This is a genomic window from Pseudocolwellia sp. AS88, from assembly GCF_030551755.1.
Lineage (GTDB): Bacteria > Pseudomonadota > Gammaproteobacteria > Enterobacterales > Alteromonadaceae > Pseudocolwellia.
Genome location: NZ_JAUPEC010000004.1, coordinates 17,276 through 33,462 on the forward strand (window position 1 = coordinate 17,276; position 16,187 = coordinate 33,462).

Sequence of the window (16,187 nt, forward strand, 5' to 3'; positions counted from 1 at the left end):
ACAAGTAAGGTAATAATTTTATTAAATTTATTGTTGAATACCTTTAAGTTTTACTGGCTGTTTTCTATGAGCTAATCGTTTACATATAATAGCTAAATCAGAATGTAAGCCAGCTGATGTAACATCTCTCCCTGCACCAGCACCTCTAATAATTAGAGGGTTATCTTGATAGCATTGGCTAATAATTTTAAAAATATTATCACCCGGTGTTAAATTAGCAAAAGCATCTGTTTTAGGTAATATTTCTAAACTCACTTTAGCTTTAATCTTATTATTATCACAAGTAAAGGCTGCAACATAACGTATACACCCATTCTGACTATTTGCTTTTTCAAGCTTATCGGCAAAGTAGCTATCAAGTTGCTCTACATTATCTAAAAATTCTTGTGTTGATATCTCTTGAAGGGGTCTAGGTACTAAATTCTGGCAATCAATATCTTCCAATGCTAATTCAAATCCAGCTAAACGCGCTAAAATTAATAATTTACGTTGTACATCTCGACCTGATAAATCTTCGCGAGGATCTGGTTCTGTGATGCCTTGAGATAAAGCTAATGTTAACAATTCAGAAAAAGGCACATCACCATCATAAGTTTCAAATAACCAAGATAAGGTTCCTGAAAAAACACCCGATATTTCTTTAATTGAATCGCCACACTCTAACAAATTATCAATGGCAAAATTAATAGGTAAACCTGCACCAACCGTTGTATTACCTAACCATAAACAATGATTTTTCTTTGCTATATTAAGCAGCTGATTATAATGTTCTGTTGATGAAGAAGCTGCCCACTTATTCGCACCAATAACATGAATACCTTTTTCAAAAAACTCTTGGTATAGCAAACTAAAGTCTTCACTCGGGGTAATATCAACAACAATTAATTCATCGTACGGATGATTAGCTAACCACGACAATAAATCTTCTGTCTTGTATGGCGTTGCCTCTTTTTGAAAAAGTTCATAAGCTTGTGTTACATCAATCCCATCGCGACTAATGATGGCTTTTTTAGAGCTAACTAAGCCAACAAGATGAACATTTTCAAGCGCAGGAATGCGATCCATTTGTGCAGGTAACATTTCTATAAATCGTTCACCAATATTACCAACACCGGCAATAACAACACCAATGTGACGTGCATCTTTTGTCATATCATGATGAACATTGTTCACTGTCTCGCCCGTACAAACATGAGGTAAAACAGCAATTAAACTATGTTCATTCGTTGAGCTAACTAAGTGCATAGTTTGATAATTTTTTAATGCGCGTTTAAATCGGGCTTTTACATCACCGTGTTTTGCTACTTCATGACCCACAATAGCGATAATAGAAACCGGAGTGAAAGACACTTCAGTATCATGGCTTGCTAACCATTGGCTCAAAGCTTTTTGTTTGTTTTGCGTAATAACAATAAAACCTGCATTGATATCAGAACAAATAGCTGAAAATTGTTTAATCGCTTGCTCGCCGTATGATCCAGTTAAACTGATTGATTTGGCGATGATTAAATCATTAAGATAGGTAACAGATAATTCAGACTTAGCAATTTGGCCAAAGCGCCCTACTTCAGTGCCGCTGGTATTAGGATCGAAGCTACTGGCAATATGTAAATGGGTACTGTGATTTTCTAAAGGCTGAAGAGTTTTAGCATGCAATACTGGATTACCCAAACGACCTAATTCTTTTGCTACACCGTTAGGTAAACGATTAAGCTTTCTTGCTAATGGAACAATACGTGGATCAGCACTATAAATGCCATCAACATCGGTCCACAAAGTAACATTTAACGCCCCTATTAATGAAGCGACAATCGTTGCTGAGTAGTCGCTACCATTTCGACCTAAAGTGCAGTTATAGCCTGCAGCATTCTTAGCAATAAAACCTGTAACTACGGCTAATTTATCGCCTTGTAATAAACGAGAAAACTGTTGCTGACTTAAACTGTCGTCAACCACGCAATCTTGGTCGTTATTAACAACAAGAAAGTCGCGTGAATCAACAAAATAACTTGGACAAACCCGCTCACTTAAAACTGCAGACAATAAACGCGCAGACCATAATTCACCTAAGGCAAGAATGTTAGCTTCGTTCTTTGCGATATGTTTATCATTGGTACGAGTATTTACAACCCAGCTTTTTAGTAATTCAATATCTTGTTCAAGCAGAGTAATTAATTGCGCTGAGTGACTTTTAAGTAAAGTATTAATTAACAGTCGTTGAGCAACTTGAAGTGCTTCAATAGAAGCCTCAAGTTCAGACGAAACATCGAGAGCTTGTTGATATATATTAACAAGAGCATCAGTAGTTTTACCATTAGCTGAAACCACAACAAAGTCGTTAATCTTACAGTGATTTTTAATAATATTAACAACACGCTCAATACACTCGACACTGGCTAAACTACTACCACCAAACTTATGTACATGAATTGCGTGCTTTGCTAACTGATTATTTTCACTCACTAGCTGTTCTATTGCGTTTACTGATTTCATTTATACCAACAAGAATATTTAATTCTACAGCTGTTTATTTTTAGCGTTAACAACTGTAGATAAGTGGTTATTATTTTTGGCAGGCTAAAAGCCCCTGCTTTAAATCTTCGATTAAATCGTCTACGTATTCTATACCTACAGAAAGACGTACTAACGACTGAGTTATACCTGCTTCTAATTGTGCTGATATTTCCATACCTGCATGAGTCATGGTTGATGGATGACTAATTAAGCTCTCAACTCCGCCTAACGATTGTGCTAAGGTAAACATGTTTAAGCTTTCAAATAATTTCTTAACCGCTTCTACGCCACCTTTAACTTCAAAACTCATCATTGCGCCAGCGCTTACTTGCTGCTTCTTAGCAATCTCGTAGCCGGGATGATCAGCTAATCCGGGATAATACACCGCCTCTACCGCATCATTTTCATTTAAAAAGTTTGCTATTTTATCTGCATTTATTTGATGTTGTCTCATTCTTACAGGTAAAGTTTTTAAGCCACGTAAGGCCAAGTAACTATCAAACGGCGACCCTGTAATACCAATACAGTTTGCCCACCATGCTAACTCATCACCTAAAGCTTCATCTTTAGTCACTAGCACGCCACCCACAACGTCACTATGACCATTAATATATTTAGTTGTTGAATGGAAAACGATATCAGCACCCAAAAGTAATGGTTTTTGAAGTAATGGCGACATAAATGTATTGTCTACCGCAACCAATGCTCCTACTTCGTGTGCTGCTTTTGTTACTTTTTCAATATCAACAATGCGTAATAATGGATTACTTGGCGACTCGATTAATACCAACTTAGGTTTTTGTGCAAAAGCTTCAGCTAAAGCAGCATCGTCATTTTGATCAACAATAATAAGTTTAAAATTGCCTTTCTTCGCAAGGTGGGTAAATAATCTATAACTACCACCGTAACAGTCATGAGGTACAACTAACAAATCATCTGTTGTTAGTAATTGGCAAATTAAATGCACTGCAGCCATACCAGTGCTGGTTACTATACCTTTGGTACCTTCTTCAAGTTCAGCTACAGCTCCAGCAAATGTTGAACGTGTTGGATTGCCAGTACGTGAATAATCATAATCACGCTTTTCATTAAAGCCTTTTAAAGCATACGTACTTGATAAATGTATTGCTGGCACTACGCCAACATGTTGTTTATCGCTATTAATACCAGCCCTTGCCGCTATTGTTGCCATACTTTTTTTGGTCATTTTGACTCCAGCTGTGCATATATTTTCAAATAGATGTTTAGATGTCTAAAACTCTAAACGGTTTACTATATTTGGTCAAGAAATTTTAGACATCTAAACTTCTACACATTCGTTATTGACTCAAGGCTCACAAACAGTAAAATTGGTTTATTATCTATGTAATTGATTTTTACCTTCAATAACATGTTTCTTTATAAAAGGTGTAGAACTTATGGCAGAGTGGAATGACGAGTATATTAATCCATACGCCGAACACGGGAAAAAAAGCGAGCAAGTAAAGAAGATCACAGTATCTATCCCTTTACGTGTTCTTAAGGTGTTAACTGATGAGAGAACTCGTCGCCAAGTTAACAACCTTCGCCATGCAACTAACAGTGAATTATTATGTGAAGCATTCTTACATGCTTTTACTGGCCAACCTTTACCTGATGATAACGATTTAGCTAAAGACAATAACGAGAAGTTACCTGCAAGTGTTCGTAAAATACTTGAAGCCAAAGGCATTACTGACTTTAGCGCTTATGAAACAGAAGATGAATAAGTAAGGAACTCATAAGGGTAACGTAAGTAACCCTTGTTTTTCAGCAATCTCGTTGATCACTTTCTTCATTTTAATTGATATATAGCCTGATAATACTTTAGGCTCTTTATCTAATAATTCCATTTCAACATCTGTTATCGCGATAATACACTTTAATTGTGTTTGATTAATGTAGAGCATAACATCATCAGATATCTCAGTTATATCGCCACTATTATCAGTTGCTAATTGCTGAAGATATTCATCGTTGCCAACTAATAGCATTTCAATATGGGTGATCTTGTCTTCATCTTCATACCAACCTGCCGCTAACGTTTGAAAATTAACCTGAGCTTCTTGCTTATTCACAACACTCGTTAACTTGTTATAACGCTTCGTTAAGCTTTCACTTGCACTAATTGTTATAGGTAGCGATTCTTCCATTATTCAATACTTTCAATTGATATACATATCACTCCATTATACTCATACCAGATAGAGATGCGAGTTTCTGGAAGAGTGATATTTAACTATAAAAAAAGGGCTTACGCCCTTTTATTACATTTACGACTTTAACCACATTGGGTTGATTAAAGCATGTAGTTTTCTGGGTATTCTAGCGCCGCTACACCTGAATCAACCGCAGCTTTGGCTACTGCACGAGCTACGTTAGCACATAAACGCGGATCCATAGGCTTAGGTATAATGTATTCTTTACCAAATACTAAGCTACTTACTCCACTTGCATCGAGTACAGCTTGTGGTACTTCTTCTTTAGCTAACGCTCTTATTGCATGAACTGCAGCAATTTTCATTTCATCATTGATTGTTCTAGCACGAACATCTAATGCACCACGAAAAATAAATGGGAAACATAAAACGTTATTTACTTGGTTAGGATAATCTGAGCGACCTGTCGCTATAATAAGATCTTTTCGGGCTTCATGAGCGAGTTCAGGTTTTATTTCTGGATCAGGGTTTGAACAGGCAAATATTACAGGATTGGCTGCCATCATTTTTACGTGCTCGGCCGTTAATAAATTGGGCCCTGAAACACCAACAAATACATCAGCACCATCAATTGCATCTTCTAATGTTCTTTTATCGGTATTATTAGCGAATAGTTTTTTGTATTCATTTAAATTATCGCGTCGGGTATGAATAACACCCTTGGTGTCTAGCATGTATATTTGTTCACGCTGAGCTCCACATTTAATAAGAAGCTCCATACAAGCAATAGCTGCAGCACCGGCACCTAAACAAACAATACGGGCTGATGATATATCTTTACCTTGTACTTCTAATGCATTGATCATACCTGCAGCCGTGACTATCGCTGTACCATGTTGATCATCATGAAATACAGGTATTTTACAACGCTCAATTAAAGCTTTTTCAATAACAAAACATTCAGGTGCTTTAATATCTTCTAAATTAATGCCGCCAAAGCTATCAGCAATATTTGCTACCGTACTGATAAACTCTTCAACCGTATTATGTTTTACTTCAATATCGAAAGAGTTGATGTTGGCAAAACGTTTAAATAATAAAGCTTTACCTTCCATTACAGGCTTTGACGCCATCGGACCTAAATTACCTAACCCCAAAATCGCTGTGCCATTAGTAATGACAGCAACGGTATTTCCTTTGCCTGTATATTTGTAAACATCATCAGGATTATTCGCAATTTCCCTGACCGGTTCGGCTACACCAGGACTATAAGCTAATGATAAGTCTAAACTAGTTTCAGCTGCTGTAGTCAGTTCTACACTAATTTTACCTGGAGTTGGGTACTGGTGATAATCAAGTGCTTGTTGGCGAAAGTCTGTCATTGAAAGTCCTAATATAAATGTTAGATGTAAAGTTACATACCAAGATAATGGAATTACGGTTTATTATTATGCAGATAAAATAACACGAAAAATCGCCAATGACTTTGTAATTTAAATAGTGTTTCACTATAAACAATACTTATAAGCTCTATAGAACCCATAGTTATAACTTTACTCTCAATACGGGCTTTTATTTATAAGACTTTTGAGTTTACTTTTAAAAATTTCAGGCATAAAAAAAGCCACTCTATTGAGTGACTTTTTTGGGATAAATAATAATTTATCTATTATTCAAACGGATTAACTAAAATAATCGTTTCGTTACGGTCTGGACCCGTAGAGATAATATCAACCGGAACACCTGTAACTTCTTCAATACGCTTAATGTAAGCAATAGCGTTAGCTGGAAGATTTTCACGCTTAGTTACACCTGCAGTTTTTTCACTCCAACCTGGTAGAGTTTCATAAACTGGTGTAATTTCTTCGTAGCCTTCTGCAGCTGTTGGAGAAACAGTAATGATTTCTCCTGAAGGTTTTTTATAACCTGTACAGATTTTAAGTTCTTTCAAACCATCTAGTACGTCAAGCTTAGTTAAGCAAAAGCCTGTGATACTATTAATTTGAACGGCACGATGCATTGCTACAGCGTCAAACCAACCACAACGACGCTCACGACCTGTAGTAGCACCAAATTCATGGCCTACAGTTCCTAAGTGCTCACCTATTTCGTCATCTAATTCTGTAGGGAATGGACCTGAACCTACACGTGTAGTGTAAGCTTTCGTAATACCTAGAATATAATCAAGGTTACGAGGACCAAAACCACAACCAGTAGAAACACCACCCGCTGTTGTATTAGATGAAGTTACATAAGGGTATGTACCGTGATCGATATCTAATAATGTACCTTGTGCACCTTCAAACATAATAGACTCGCCTGCTTTACGCGATTGGTCTAAAAGTTCTGGGATGTCAGCAATCATATTGATAATAACTTCACGAACCGCTAATGCATCAGCAAGTACTTCTTCGTAGCTTACCGCTTCAACTTTATAATACTGAGTTAATGCAAAGTTATGGTATTCCATAATTTCTTTTAACTTTTCAGCAAATGTCTCAGCATTAATAAGATCACCAACACGTAAACCTCTACGCGCTACTTTATCTTCATACGCTGGACCAATACCACGACCTGTAGTACCAATCGGCTTATTACCGCGGGCAATTTCACGTGCTGCATCTAAAGCGTTGTGATAAGGAAGAATTAGAGGACAAGCATCACTAATTAATAGACGCTCTCTAACCGGTACACCGCGTTCTTCTAACATGCCGATTTCAGTCATTAATGCTTTTGGACATAAAACAACACCGTTACCAATTAAACATTTCACGTTTTCACGTAAAACACCTGATGGTATTAAATGTAATACTGTTTTTTGACCGTCGATTACTAAAGTGTGACCCGCATTGTGCCCACCTTGATAACGAACTACGTATTTAGCTTTATCTGTAAGTAAGTCAACTACCTTACCTTTACCTTCGTCACCCCATTGAGTGCCTAGAACTACAACGTTTTTACCCATGTTAGAAAATTTTTAATAGAAAAAATTAGGCGAGGATTCTATCAAATATGAAAACACAGTCCAAGTACTAAATGGCTCTTTTCACGAAGATGATAAAATAAACAAAATAATATTTATTAGAATTAAAGGTTATAACTTTTAAATTGAACAGGTTAAGAGGTAAATCAGTCAGAATAACTATATTTAACTTTATTGAGATAAGTTGGAGTTTACTAATAAATAAGTCTAATTTTGCAGAAATATAGAAAATGAATAAAAATAGTTCCGCGCTGAGGTTAAGTAAATAATTGCCAGACAAGCACGAATTTTAGATATAAAAAAAGGCCATGATAATTCATGGCCTTTAATAGCATTAACGATAACTTAGTGTTATTTAGCTGATGCTGGGTTCTTTAAGTAATGGAAGAAGTCACTATCAGGTTTTATAACCATGATGTCATTCTTACTGTTAAAGCTGTTCTCATAAGCCTCTAGGCTTCTGAAGAACTTGTAAAAGTCTGCATCTTGAGTATAAGAGTCTGCATAAACTTTAGCAGCTAAAGCATCACCACTACCTCGAATTTCAAAAGAGTTCTTTTGAGCTTCAGCTAACATTACTGTTACTTTTGCATCGATAGTTGCACGAATGATTTCTGATTGCTCTTGACCTTGAGAACGATGTTCTTTGGCCACAGCAGTTCGCTCAGCACGCATACGGTCATAAATTGATGCACTTACCTCTGCAGGTAGGTTTATCGCTTTAATTCTTACGTCAATCACTTCGATACCTAAATCTTCTCTACTACTTTTAGCACTAACAAGTGCTTTTTCCATAATAGAGTCACGATCGCCAGAAACAATTTCTTTAATTGTTCTTGAACCAAACTCAGTTCTTAAACCATTATTTACTTTCTGTTTTAAAAGCGCTCTTGCATTATCGATTGAGCCAGTTGTACGTAAGTAATACGTAGAAAAATCTACAATACGCCACTTAACAAATGAATCAACAATTACATCTTTCTTCTCTGAAGTAACAAAACGATCTGCGCCTTCATCAAGAGTTTGTATACGAGCATCAATTTTCTTAACCGTGTTAATAAACGGAAATTTCAAATGAAGACCTGGATCATAGACCAGCATATCACCGGTAGCTGCATCTCTTTTAATTTTAGAAAATTGAAATACAATACCGCGTTGCCCTTCAGAAACAACAAACACAGAAGAAACCGTTAGTAAAAATAATAGTGCCACAATAGCAATAATAAAGTTTTTCATCGCTTAGTTTCTCCCACTATTAAAACGGTCAGCTCGGTTACTATTCGTTGTAGTAGTTTGTGAGCTAGTTGATACTGGCTGTTGAATATTAGGTTGCGACGTTACACCATTAGACTGCGATGATTGGTTTTGGATAATTTTATCCAATGGTAAATACATCATGTTATTACCACCATCTACATCAACCATAACTTTACTTGTGTTAGCGTATACTTTTTCCATTGTCGCAAGGTACATACGTTCTCTTGTAACGATAGGAGCAGCTTGATATTCAGGAAGTAGTTTATTAAATTTAGCTACATCACCTTCCGCATCTAAAACAATTTGCTCTTTATAAGCTAAAGCTTCTTGTTCCATACGCTTAACTCGACCACGAGCGATTGGCTCAATACCACGTGCATAAGCTTCTGCTTCACGTAAATAACGAACTTCATCTTCTTGTGCTGAAATAGCATCATCGAATGCATCTTTAACTTCTTCAGGAGGACGTGCATCTTTAAAGTTAACATCAACAACAATTAAACCTAAGTTGTATGGTTCAATAATGCCTTCCAATTCAGTCCAAACCGCTTGTCTTACAATTTCACGACCACTTGTTAATACATCATCCATTTTTGAATGACCTACAACATAACGTAATGCGCTATCTAATGATTGACTTAAGCTGTCATCAGCATCTGTTACACTAAAGATATAATTACGTGCATTAACTACACGATATTGTATTTGCATTTCTACACGTACAACATTTTCATCTTGCGTTAACATAAAGCCTGAAGCAGGTAAGTTTCGTGTGGTTTGGATATCAACAGGAATAACTCTGTCAATAAATGTCCATTTCCAACGAAGACCAGGTTCTACATTACCGGTGTATTGACCAAATCGTAATACAATACCTTGCTCAGCTTCTTTAATGGTATAAAAACCACTAAATACATAAACAAGTATTGCAACGATTAGCGCAAGACTAATACCAATACTGGAGAAATTTTTACCTGGCTTACCATTTGATGATTTACCACCAAATATACCGCCAAATTTTTTACTTAAATCTTTAAATAAATCGTCTAAGTCAGGTGGACCTTGATTGTTGCCACCTTTATTTTTCCAGGGGTCTTTATCATCTTTCCCCGGTTCATTCCAAGCCATGTTGCTCTCCAGTAAATACAATTGCTGCTAATATATCAGTCTGTTAATCTATGATAAAGCCTTCAATTGAAGCCTTTTCTTGTTTTAATAATCTATTCCATTCACGACTAGGCAACTTTATCTCTAGTAGACAGTTCCCCTGATCGTCATATGATTCATCAGTAATGCAATTTAAGGTATATAAAATACCACGTAATTTCCCTTCATGAGGGGGTATTGTTAGCTTTTGTGTAACAATTTCTCTGCCTAAACGCTCAGCTAAGGCTTCAAACAAGAGTTCAATTCCAACACCTGCATGAGCTGAAAGCCACACGCGTATTGGCATACCTGTATCATCTCTATCGATTCGAGGCTCAATATCATCTAACTTATCAATTTTATTACAAATTAATAATTGTGGTACATCGCCCGCTTCAATTTCATCTAATACATGTTGAACTTCGTCTATATTTTCAGAACGTCTTTCATCTGCAATATCAATTACATGTAAAAGCAATTCAGCTTCACGAGTCTCTGTTAATGTTGCTTTAAAAGCATCAACAAGATCATGAGGTAAATGTCTAATAAAACCAACAGTATCCGCCAGAATTACTCGACCAACATCTTCAACCTCAATTTTTCTTAAGGTTGGATCGAGTGTTGCGAATAATTGATCAGCAGCATAAACATCAGCATTAGTAATGTGATTAAATAATGTAGATTTGCCTGCGTTGGTATAACCTACTAGTGAAATTGTAGGAATTTCCGCTCGAGTTCTTGCTCGACGGCCTTGTTGTCTTTGGCGTTCTACTTTTTCTAAACGTTTGCGAATATTGGTCATACGCTCACGTAATAAACGTCTATCAGTTTCTAACTGAGTTTCCCCTGGACCTCTTAAGCCAACACCACCTTTTTGTCTTTCTAAGTGAGTCCAGCCTCGGATAAGTCGAGTACTCATGTGTCTAAGCTGCGCTAATTCAACTTGCAACTTACCTTCATGTGTACGCGCTCTTTGCGCAAAGATATCGAGTATAAGTGTGGTTCTATCAATAACACGGCACTGACAAAACGCTTCAATATTCTTTTCTTGGGAAGGAGATAGCGTATGGTTAAATAAAATAACATTAGCTTCGAATAAACGAACAGCTTCAGCTATTTCTTCAACTTTACCACTACCTACAAAAAACTTTGTATGAGGTTTGTCGCGCTTTCCTTTAACAACAGTTAACGCCGAAACACCCGCAGAACTTACAAGCATTTCAAACTCTTGTAAGTCTTCACGAGCATTATCATCAGGAAAGTCGACATGAACAAGTACGGCTTGTTCGCCAGCTTGGTAACGATCAAACAATTGAAAAGCACCTGTTTATTAGATTATAGCTACAAGAAAAAAACTCAGAAATCATTATCATTTAATAATGTTCAACTGAGTTTTTTGAAGGAAATTTTGGATAAATTAATATATTCAATTCTACAGCGAGTCTTCAAGTTTCGAATATCTACAACAATTTTAACAATTAACTTCATTAATCTTGTGAATCTGATGATTCAGAAGCTACTGGAGCAGTATTCACAGCACGTGAAGGAACTACAGTAGATATTGCGTGTTTGTAAACCATTTGGCTTACTGTGTTTTTAAGTAAAATTACGAATTGATCAAATGATTCAACTTGTCCTTGTAATTTTATACCATTAACTAAGTATATTGCTACAGGAATGCGATCACGACGTAAAGCATTCAAAAACGGGTCTTGTAACGATTGCCCCTTTGCCATTTTGTGGCCCTCTTGTTATTTTTGTGTAAGTTATTTTTATTTCTGTAAATTATAGCTGACTTTCAGCCAAGTTATTAATTATACATCAATATTTAAAGTTTTTTTACGATTGATATAATTTGTTGCAAATTAGATTCATCTTCCATCGTAAGGTTAACTGCTTTTTCCCAGCTACGCAGCCAAGTTAGTTGACGTTTCGCTAGCTGACGCGTTGCACATACGCCTTTAAAAATCATTTCTTCGTGATCATAATCTCCATCTAAATATTGCCACATTTGACGATAACCGACACATCTAATAGAAGGTAAATCAATATGTAAATCTGATCGCTCTCTTAGCTTAACGACCTCGTTTTCAAAACCTTGAGCGATCATTTGCTTAAATCGCAGTTCGATTCTATCATGTAGAATGCTTCGGTCTTTAGGTGTTAAGGCAAACTGTAATACATTGCCTTTCAAAACATCACCTTTAACTGCCGTTAATTCCGTTAACGTTTTTCCTGTTATGCGATAAACTTCTAGCGCACGGGATAGTCGTTGTGGATCATTCTTGTGTATTCTTGCCGCAGACACAGGGTCTATCTCTGTTAGTTCTTGGTGTAGAGCATCCCAACCTTTTTCGGCAACTTCAGCTTCAATATCTTTTCTTACTTGAGCATCAGCTGCTGGTAAAGGCGATATCCCTTCTATCAGACTTTTAAAGTACATCATAGTTCCACCAACAAGCACTGGAATTCTATTATTTTGATGTGATTGCTCTATAGCTTTCAATGCATCACTACAAAAATCAGACGCAGAGTAACTTTCAGCTGCATCTATCATATTAATTAATTGATGTGGATATGCAGCTAGCTCTTCAGCTGTCGGTTTAGCTGTGCCGATGTCCATATCTTTGTAAACTAATGCGGAATCAACACTAATAATGTCTACAGGCAAGTGATCTTGTAGCCCCATTGCTAAAGCTGTTTTACCTGAAGCTGTTGGTCCCATAATACAAATGATGGGTAATGATGTATTTGTATCTGTTGTGCTTTGTGTCATTTTAACGCCATCATTTAAAGGTAAGTTACATCAGTTGCTTTAATTCATATGTAAGGTCTACAGGAGTAGAATTCAAGAGGAGTAATTGATCTATTACATTTGGTTGTGAATTTTTTAATCGAATAAACAACGCCTGGATAATTTCTGTTGTATAACTACTTGGTTGTAATAATGAAATAATAGCTAATAGCCAGTCCGCTTCCTTTAGCTCATTAGCTTCATTCAAATTAAATAGGGTATCTATAATTTGTGAAAAGCTACTAGCGACATCTTTATTACGTAAAAGCGCAGGAAACTGTCTAATTTGAACCGAATTATTGTTTACCACATTGACAATAATTCCTAAACGCTCAAAGTATGATTGATTTGATTCTAAAAATTGTAACTTAATCTTATCTAACTCAATTTTCACCGGTAACAATAGAGGCTGGCTAACAAAACCTACCTCCCATTTTGGCTGTAACTCACCAGTAAAAACATCAGCATCTAGCTTCACTAAAGATAATAGCCTTAATTCTTTATTCAATAGTACAAGGGCATAATTTTCTTGCACAAGATGAAGCACAGAAAGATTCTCGAGCACATTATCTAATATATTTGTCGAATGATTAGTTGCTAAAGCACCTTCAGGATGAGAGTTTTCACTTACATGTGAACCTTCTGCACGAGTATTATTAGCACTATCATTTAAAGTATTTGATCTTGAAAGCTCATCATTTGAATGTTCAGCATCATTAGTCATTAATTGATAATAAGCATTTTGTTGTTTTGCCGATGGTCTATCATTTTGATGAGTCGAATAAGATGGCGCATATTGAGCACGACTCGATTCAGCTACATACGATAGAGGCTTTATATAACTTTTATCAACTTGAGTATGTTGATTATTCTGGCTACTTTGATGTGTTGGTTGCTGACTAACTGATTCATAAACACCATCATCATGAGCATCATGAGCATCATGAGCATCATGAGCATCATGTAACGAGGTTTGAACCACGCCTTCATCATGCAATGCTTTTTGACAAACAGAAAAAATAAAGTCGTGAATATATCGACCTTGATGGAACCTTACTTCATGTTTTGCTGGATGAACATTTACGTCAACATCACGATGATTTAACGTTAAAAACAATACAAATGCGGGATAAGTATCAGGTGGTAATAAATCGCTATAAGCTTGTCTAATCGCATGATTAATTAATTTATCGCGCATCATACGACCATTAACGTAACTATAACAAAGGTCGTTTTGGTTGCGAGCAAAACTCGGCTTAGCTAACCAACCACTAAAATGTAAATCGTCATGCTGGCATTCAACTTCAATAGCATGTTCAATAAACTTTTGACCACAAACTTGAGCGACACGTTTAGCACATTGAGCTTTAGTACTAGCCGCTCTGTATTGACGAACTAATTTGTCGTTATGAATAAGTACAAAAGTTACATCTAAGCAAGCTAATGCAATACGCTTGATGACTTCTTCAATATGTGTAAATTCAGTTTTGTCAGTACGTAAAAATTTACGTCTAGCAGGAGTATTAAAGAACAGATCTTGTACATCAATTGTTGTGCCTGTTGGATGTGCCGCGGGTTTTATATCCACCGCCATATCACGACCTTCAGCACAAGCTTGCCATGCTGATTCTTGATTTTCAGGTTTAGATGTTAAAGTAAGTCGTGACACTGAACTAATAGATGCTAAAGCTTCACCTCTAAATCCTAAACTGCTAATACCTTCAAGATCATTAAGGGTTTTAATTTTACTGGTAGCATGTCGACTTAGGGCTAAAGACAATTCATCTTTTGATATACCACTACCATTGTCGCTAATTTTTATGCGTTTAGAGCCACCTTTCTCAATTTGAATTTTAATTGTGGTAGCGCCAGCATCTAAACTGTTTTCAACGAGTTCTTTAATAACAGATGCAGGTCTTTCTACAACTTCACCTGCTGCAATTTGGTTTGCCAATTGGGCAGGTAATATTTCTATAGACATTAGGGTTATTCAGCTCGGGGAATTGTGAGTATTTGGCCAACTTTAATCACATTAGACTTGAGATTATTTTTGCTTTTTAAACTTGTGACAGACACTTTATAGCGTTGAGCTATTGTACTTAACGACTCACCTCGACGTATTTTGTGTTGGTGCAAACGAGTTGAGGCATAAAGGCTACCATCAGGTGGATTATTACTAAAGTAAGAATCAACTGCGGTGTATATAGCTCTAGCAAGCTTTTGTTGATGAGTTGAACTAGTTAAGTTTCTTTCTTCTTGTGGGTTTGAAATAAAGCCCGTTTCAATAAGTACCGAAGGAATATCTGATGATTTTAATACCGCTAAACTTAAACCTTCAGGCTTTGATTTATGCATTTTCGTGACTTTCTTCAACTGTTGAATAACATGCTCTGCGAAAGTGTAGCTACTTCCCATGGTATGTTCTTTTTTCATATCAGCTAAAGTAAAGGCTAAGTTCTTATCTGTGGTTTTTTTAATCGTTTCGCCGGCACCACCAAGTAACTCAGATTCTTTTTGCCGATTAGCAATCCAACGAGTAAATTCAGAATTAGCACGACGAGTAGACTGAACAAGAACCGAAGCACCATGAGGCTTAGATGATGTAAATGCATCAGCATGTATTGAAATTAATAAATCAGCTTTGTTTTTTCGAGCCAATTCAATTTTTCTATTGTGATTAACATAATAATCACCCGTTCTGATCATTACAGCTTTTAAACCCGCTCGGTTATTAATAAGGCGTTCTAGTTTTTTAGCTATGCTCAAAGTAACTCGTTTTTCGTAAGTACCGCGCGCACCTATTGAGCCAGGATCTTCACCACCGTGCCCGGCAACAATAGCGATCACAATATCTCTTTGGCTTACTACAGGTTCCCTTTTAACAACGGTTGCTTCAGTATCTTTATCATAAATATCAAGAACAAGTCGATCACCATAACTCCCTGCAGGAGCTAAAGGAAAAAGTGACAGCTGATAATCAGCAGCAAGCTCTAACACTAAACGAGTTGAACCGTCTTTTTTAGTGCCACTTGTGCGAACAACTTTGATACGTTTATCGTCTTTTAACAAACCATTTAATGATACAGATGATTTACTATTGGCAAAATCAATCACTAATCGTTGTGGTTTAGTTAAGGTGAAATATTTGTACTCAGGTTTTGCTGATAAATCAAAAACAACACGTGTACTTTCTGGCGCGGGCCATACACGAATACCTTCTATTTTATTCGCTGCATAAGCTTGAGACGTAAATATGCTTAGAAAAGTAATAAATAAAATAAAGTGTTTTTTGGTTACAGCTAAGAGCATGGAGTTC

The 16,187-nt window shown here is 36.4% G+C and carries 13 protein-coding genes; 1 reads left to right on the forward strand and 12 read right to left on the reverse strand.

The window, feature by feature from the left end; translation table 11 throughout:
- Window positions 1-27: 27 nt before the first annotated feature.
- Window positions 28-2,493, reverse strand: coding sequence for a bifunctional aspartate kinase/homoserine dehydrogenase II (gene metL / locus Q5N69_RS04175; protein WP_304367597.1), 2,466 nt, complete (start codon window positions 2,491-2,493; stop codon window positions 28-30).
- A gap of 70 nt (window positions 2,494-2,563) precedes the next feature.
- The gene (metB, locus tag Q5N69_RS04180; protein ID WP_304367598.1) at window positions 2,564-3,721 is read right to left on the reverse strand and encodes a cystathionine gamma-synthase; all 1,158 of its coding nucleotides are present in this window, start codon (window positions 3,719-3,721) and stop codon (window positions 2,564-2,566) included.
- A gap of 211 nt (window positions 3,722-3,932) precedes the next feature.
- Between metB and metJ the strand changes: the two genes are divergently transcribed.
- Window positions 3,933-4,262, forward strand: a complete 330-nt coding sequence (gene metJ, locus Q5N69_RS04185) for a met regulon transcriptional regulator MetJ (RefSeq protein WP_304367599.1) — start codon at window positions 3,933-3,935, stop codon at window positions 4,260-4,262.
- A gap of 9 nt (window positions 4,263-4,271) precedes the next feature.
- Here metJ and Q5N69_RS04190 read toward each other — a convergent pair whose 3' ends face one another.
- The 10 genes from Q5N69_RS04190 to Q5N69_RS04235 all read right to left on the reverse strand — a co-directional run bounded on the left by Q5N69_RS04190 (window position 4,272) and on the right by Q5N69_RS04235 (window position 16,180).
- Complete coding sequence (locus Q5N69_RS04190) at window positions 4,272-4,685, reverse strand: hypothetical protein (protein WP_304367600.1); 414 nt, start codon at window positions 4,683-4,685, stop codon at window positions 4,272-4,274.
- Window positions 4,686-4,831: 146 nt separating this feature from the next.
- Entirely contained in the window at window positions 4,832-6,073 is a 1,242-nt protein-coding gene (locus tag Q5N69_RS04195; RefSeq protein WP_304367601.1) for a malic enzyme-like NAD(P)-binding protein, read from the reverse strand.
- Window positions 6,074-6,360: 287 nt separating this feature from the next.
- Entirely contained in the window at window positions 6,361-7,656 is a 1,296-nt protein-coding gene (locus Q5N69_RS04200) for an adenylosuccinate synthase (RefSeq protein ID WP_304367602.1), read from the reverse strand.
- A 369-nt stretch (window positions 7,657-8,025) separates the two neighbouring features.
- Complete coding sequence (gene hflC / locus Q5N69_RS04205) at window positions 8,026-8,910, reverse strand: protease modulator HflC (RefSeq protein WP_304367603.1); 885 nt, start codon at window positions 8,908-8,910, stop codon at window positions 8,026-8,028.
- A 3-nt stretch (window positions 8,911-8,913) separates the two neighbouring features.
- Window positions 8,914-10,059: an FtsH protease activity modulator HflK gene (hflK, locus tag Q5N69_RS04210; RefSeq protein ID WP_304367604.1), complete on the reverse strand. Its 1,146-nt coding sequence runs from the start codon at window positions 10,057-10,059 to the stop codon at window positions 8,914-8,916.
- A gap of 43 nt (window positions 10,060-10,102) precedes the next feature.
- On the reverse strand, window positions 10,103-11,389 hold the full coding sequence (gene hflX, locus Q5N69_RS04215; protein WP_304367605.1) for a ribosome rescue GTPase HflX: 1,287 nt from the start codon (window positions 11,387-11,389) through the stop codon (window positions 10,103-10,105).
- A gap of 175 nt (window positions 11,390-11,564) precedes the next feature.
- Window positions 11,565-11,813: an RNA chaperone Hfq gene (gene hfq, locus Q5N69_RS04220; RefSeq protein WP_304367606.1), complete on the reverse strand. Its 249-nt coding sequence runs from the start codon at window positions 11,811-11,813 to the stop codon at window positions 11,565-11,567.
- 92 nt (window positions 11,814-11,905) lie between these two features.
- Window positions 11,906-12,853, reverse strand: coding sequence for a tRNA (adenosine(37)-N6)-dimethylallyltransferase MiaA (gene miaA / locus Q5N69_RS04225; protein WP_304367607.1), 948 nt, complete (start codon window positions 12,851-12,853; stop codon window positions 11,906-11,908).
- 25 nt (window positions 12,854-12,878) lie between these two features.
- Window positions 12,879-14,852, reverse strand: a complete 1,974-nt coding sequence (gene mutL / locus Q5N69_RS04230; RefSeq protein ID WP_304367608.1) for a DNA mismatch repair endonuclease MutL — start codon at window positions 14,850-14,852, stop codon at window positions 12,879-12,881.
- A gap of 5 nt (window positions 14,853-14,857) precedes the next feature.
- A complete protein-coding gene (locus Q5N69_RS04235) occupies window positions 14,858-16,180 on the reverse strand; it encodes an N-acetylmuramoyl-L-alanine amidase (RefSeq protein WP_304367609.1) in 1,323 nt (440 codons plus the stop codon).
- Window positions 16,181-16,187 lie beyond the last annotated feature (7 nt).

What these genes read in the sequence shown, in the direction of transcription:
- Q5N69_RS04195 (WP_304367601.1), bottom strand. Translation starts at nt 6,073, where the DNA reads ATGACAGACTTTCGCCAACAAGCACTTGATTATCACCAGTACCCAACT.
- hflK (WP_304367604.1), bottom strand. Translation starts at nt 10,059, where the DNA reads ATGGCTTGGAATGAACCGGGGAAAGATGATAAAGACCCCTGGAAAAAT.
- Q5N69_RS04200 (WP_304367602.1), bottom strand. Translation starts at nt 7,656, where the DNA reads ATGGGTAAAAACGTTGTAGTTCTAGGCACTCAATGGGGTGACGAAGGT.
- Q5N69_RS04190 (WP_304367600.1), bottom strand. Translation starts at nt 4,685, where the DNA reads ATGGAAGAATCGCTACCTATAACAATTAGTGCAAGTGAAAGCTTAACG.
- miaA (WP_304367607.1), bottom strand. Translation starts at nt 12,853, where the DNA reads ATGACACAAAGCACAACAGATACAAATACATCATTACCCATCATTTGT.
- metJ (WP_304367599.1), top strand. Translation starts at nt 3,933, where the DNA reads ATGGCAGAGTGGAATGACGAGTATATTAATCCATACGCCGAACACGGG.
- metL (WP_304367597.1), bottom strand. Translation starts at nt 2,493, where the DNA reads ATGAAATCAGTAAACGCAATAGAACAGCTAGTGAGTGAAAATAATCAG.
- hfq (WP_304367606.1), bottom strand. Translation starts at nt 11,813, where the DNA reads ATGGCAAAGGGGCAATCGTTACAAGACCCGTTTTTGAATGCTTTACGT.
- metB (WP_304367598.1), bottom strand. Translation starts at nt 3,721, where the DNA reads ATGACCAAAAAAAGTATGGCAACAATAGCGGCAAGGGCTGGTATTAAT.
- hflC (WP_304367603.1), bottom strand. Translation starts at nt 8,910, where the DNA reads ATGAAAAACTTTATTATTGCTATTGTGGCACTATTATTTTTACTAACG.
- mutL (WP_304367608.1), bottom strand. Translation starts at nt 14,852, where the DNA reads ATGTCTATAGAAATATTACCTGCCCAATTGGCAAACCAAATTGCAGCA.
- Q5N69_RS04235 (WP_304367609.1), bottom strand. Translation starts at nt 16,180, where the DNA reads ATGCTCTTAGCTGTAACCAAAAAACACTTTATTTTATTTATTACTTTT.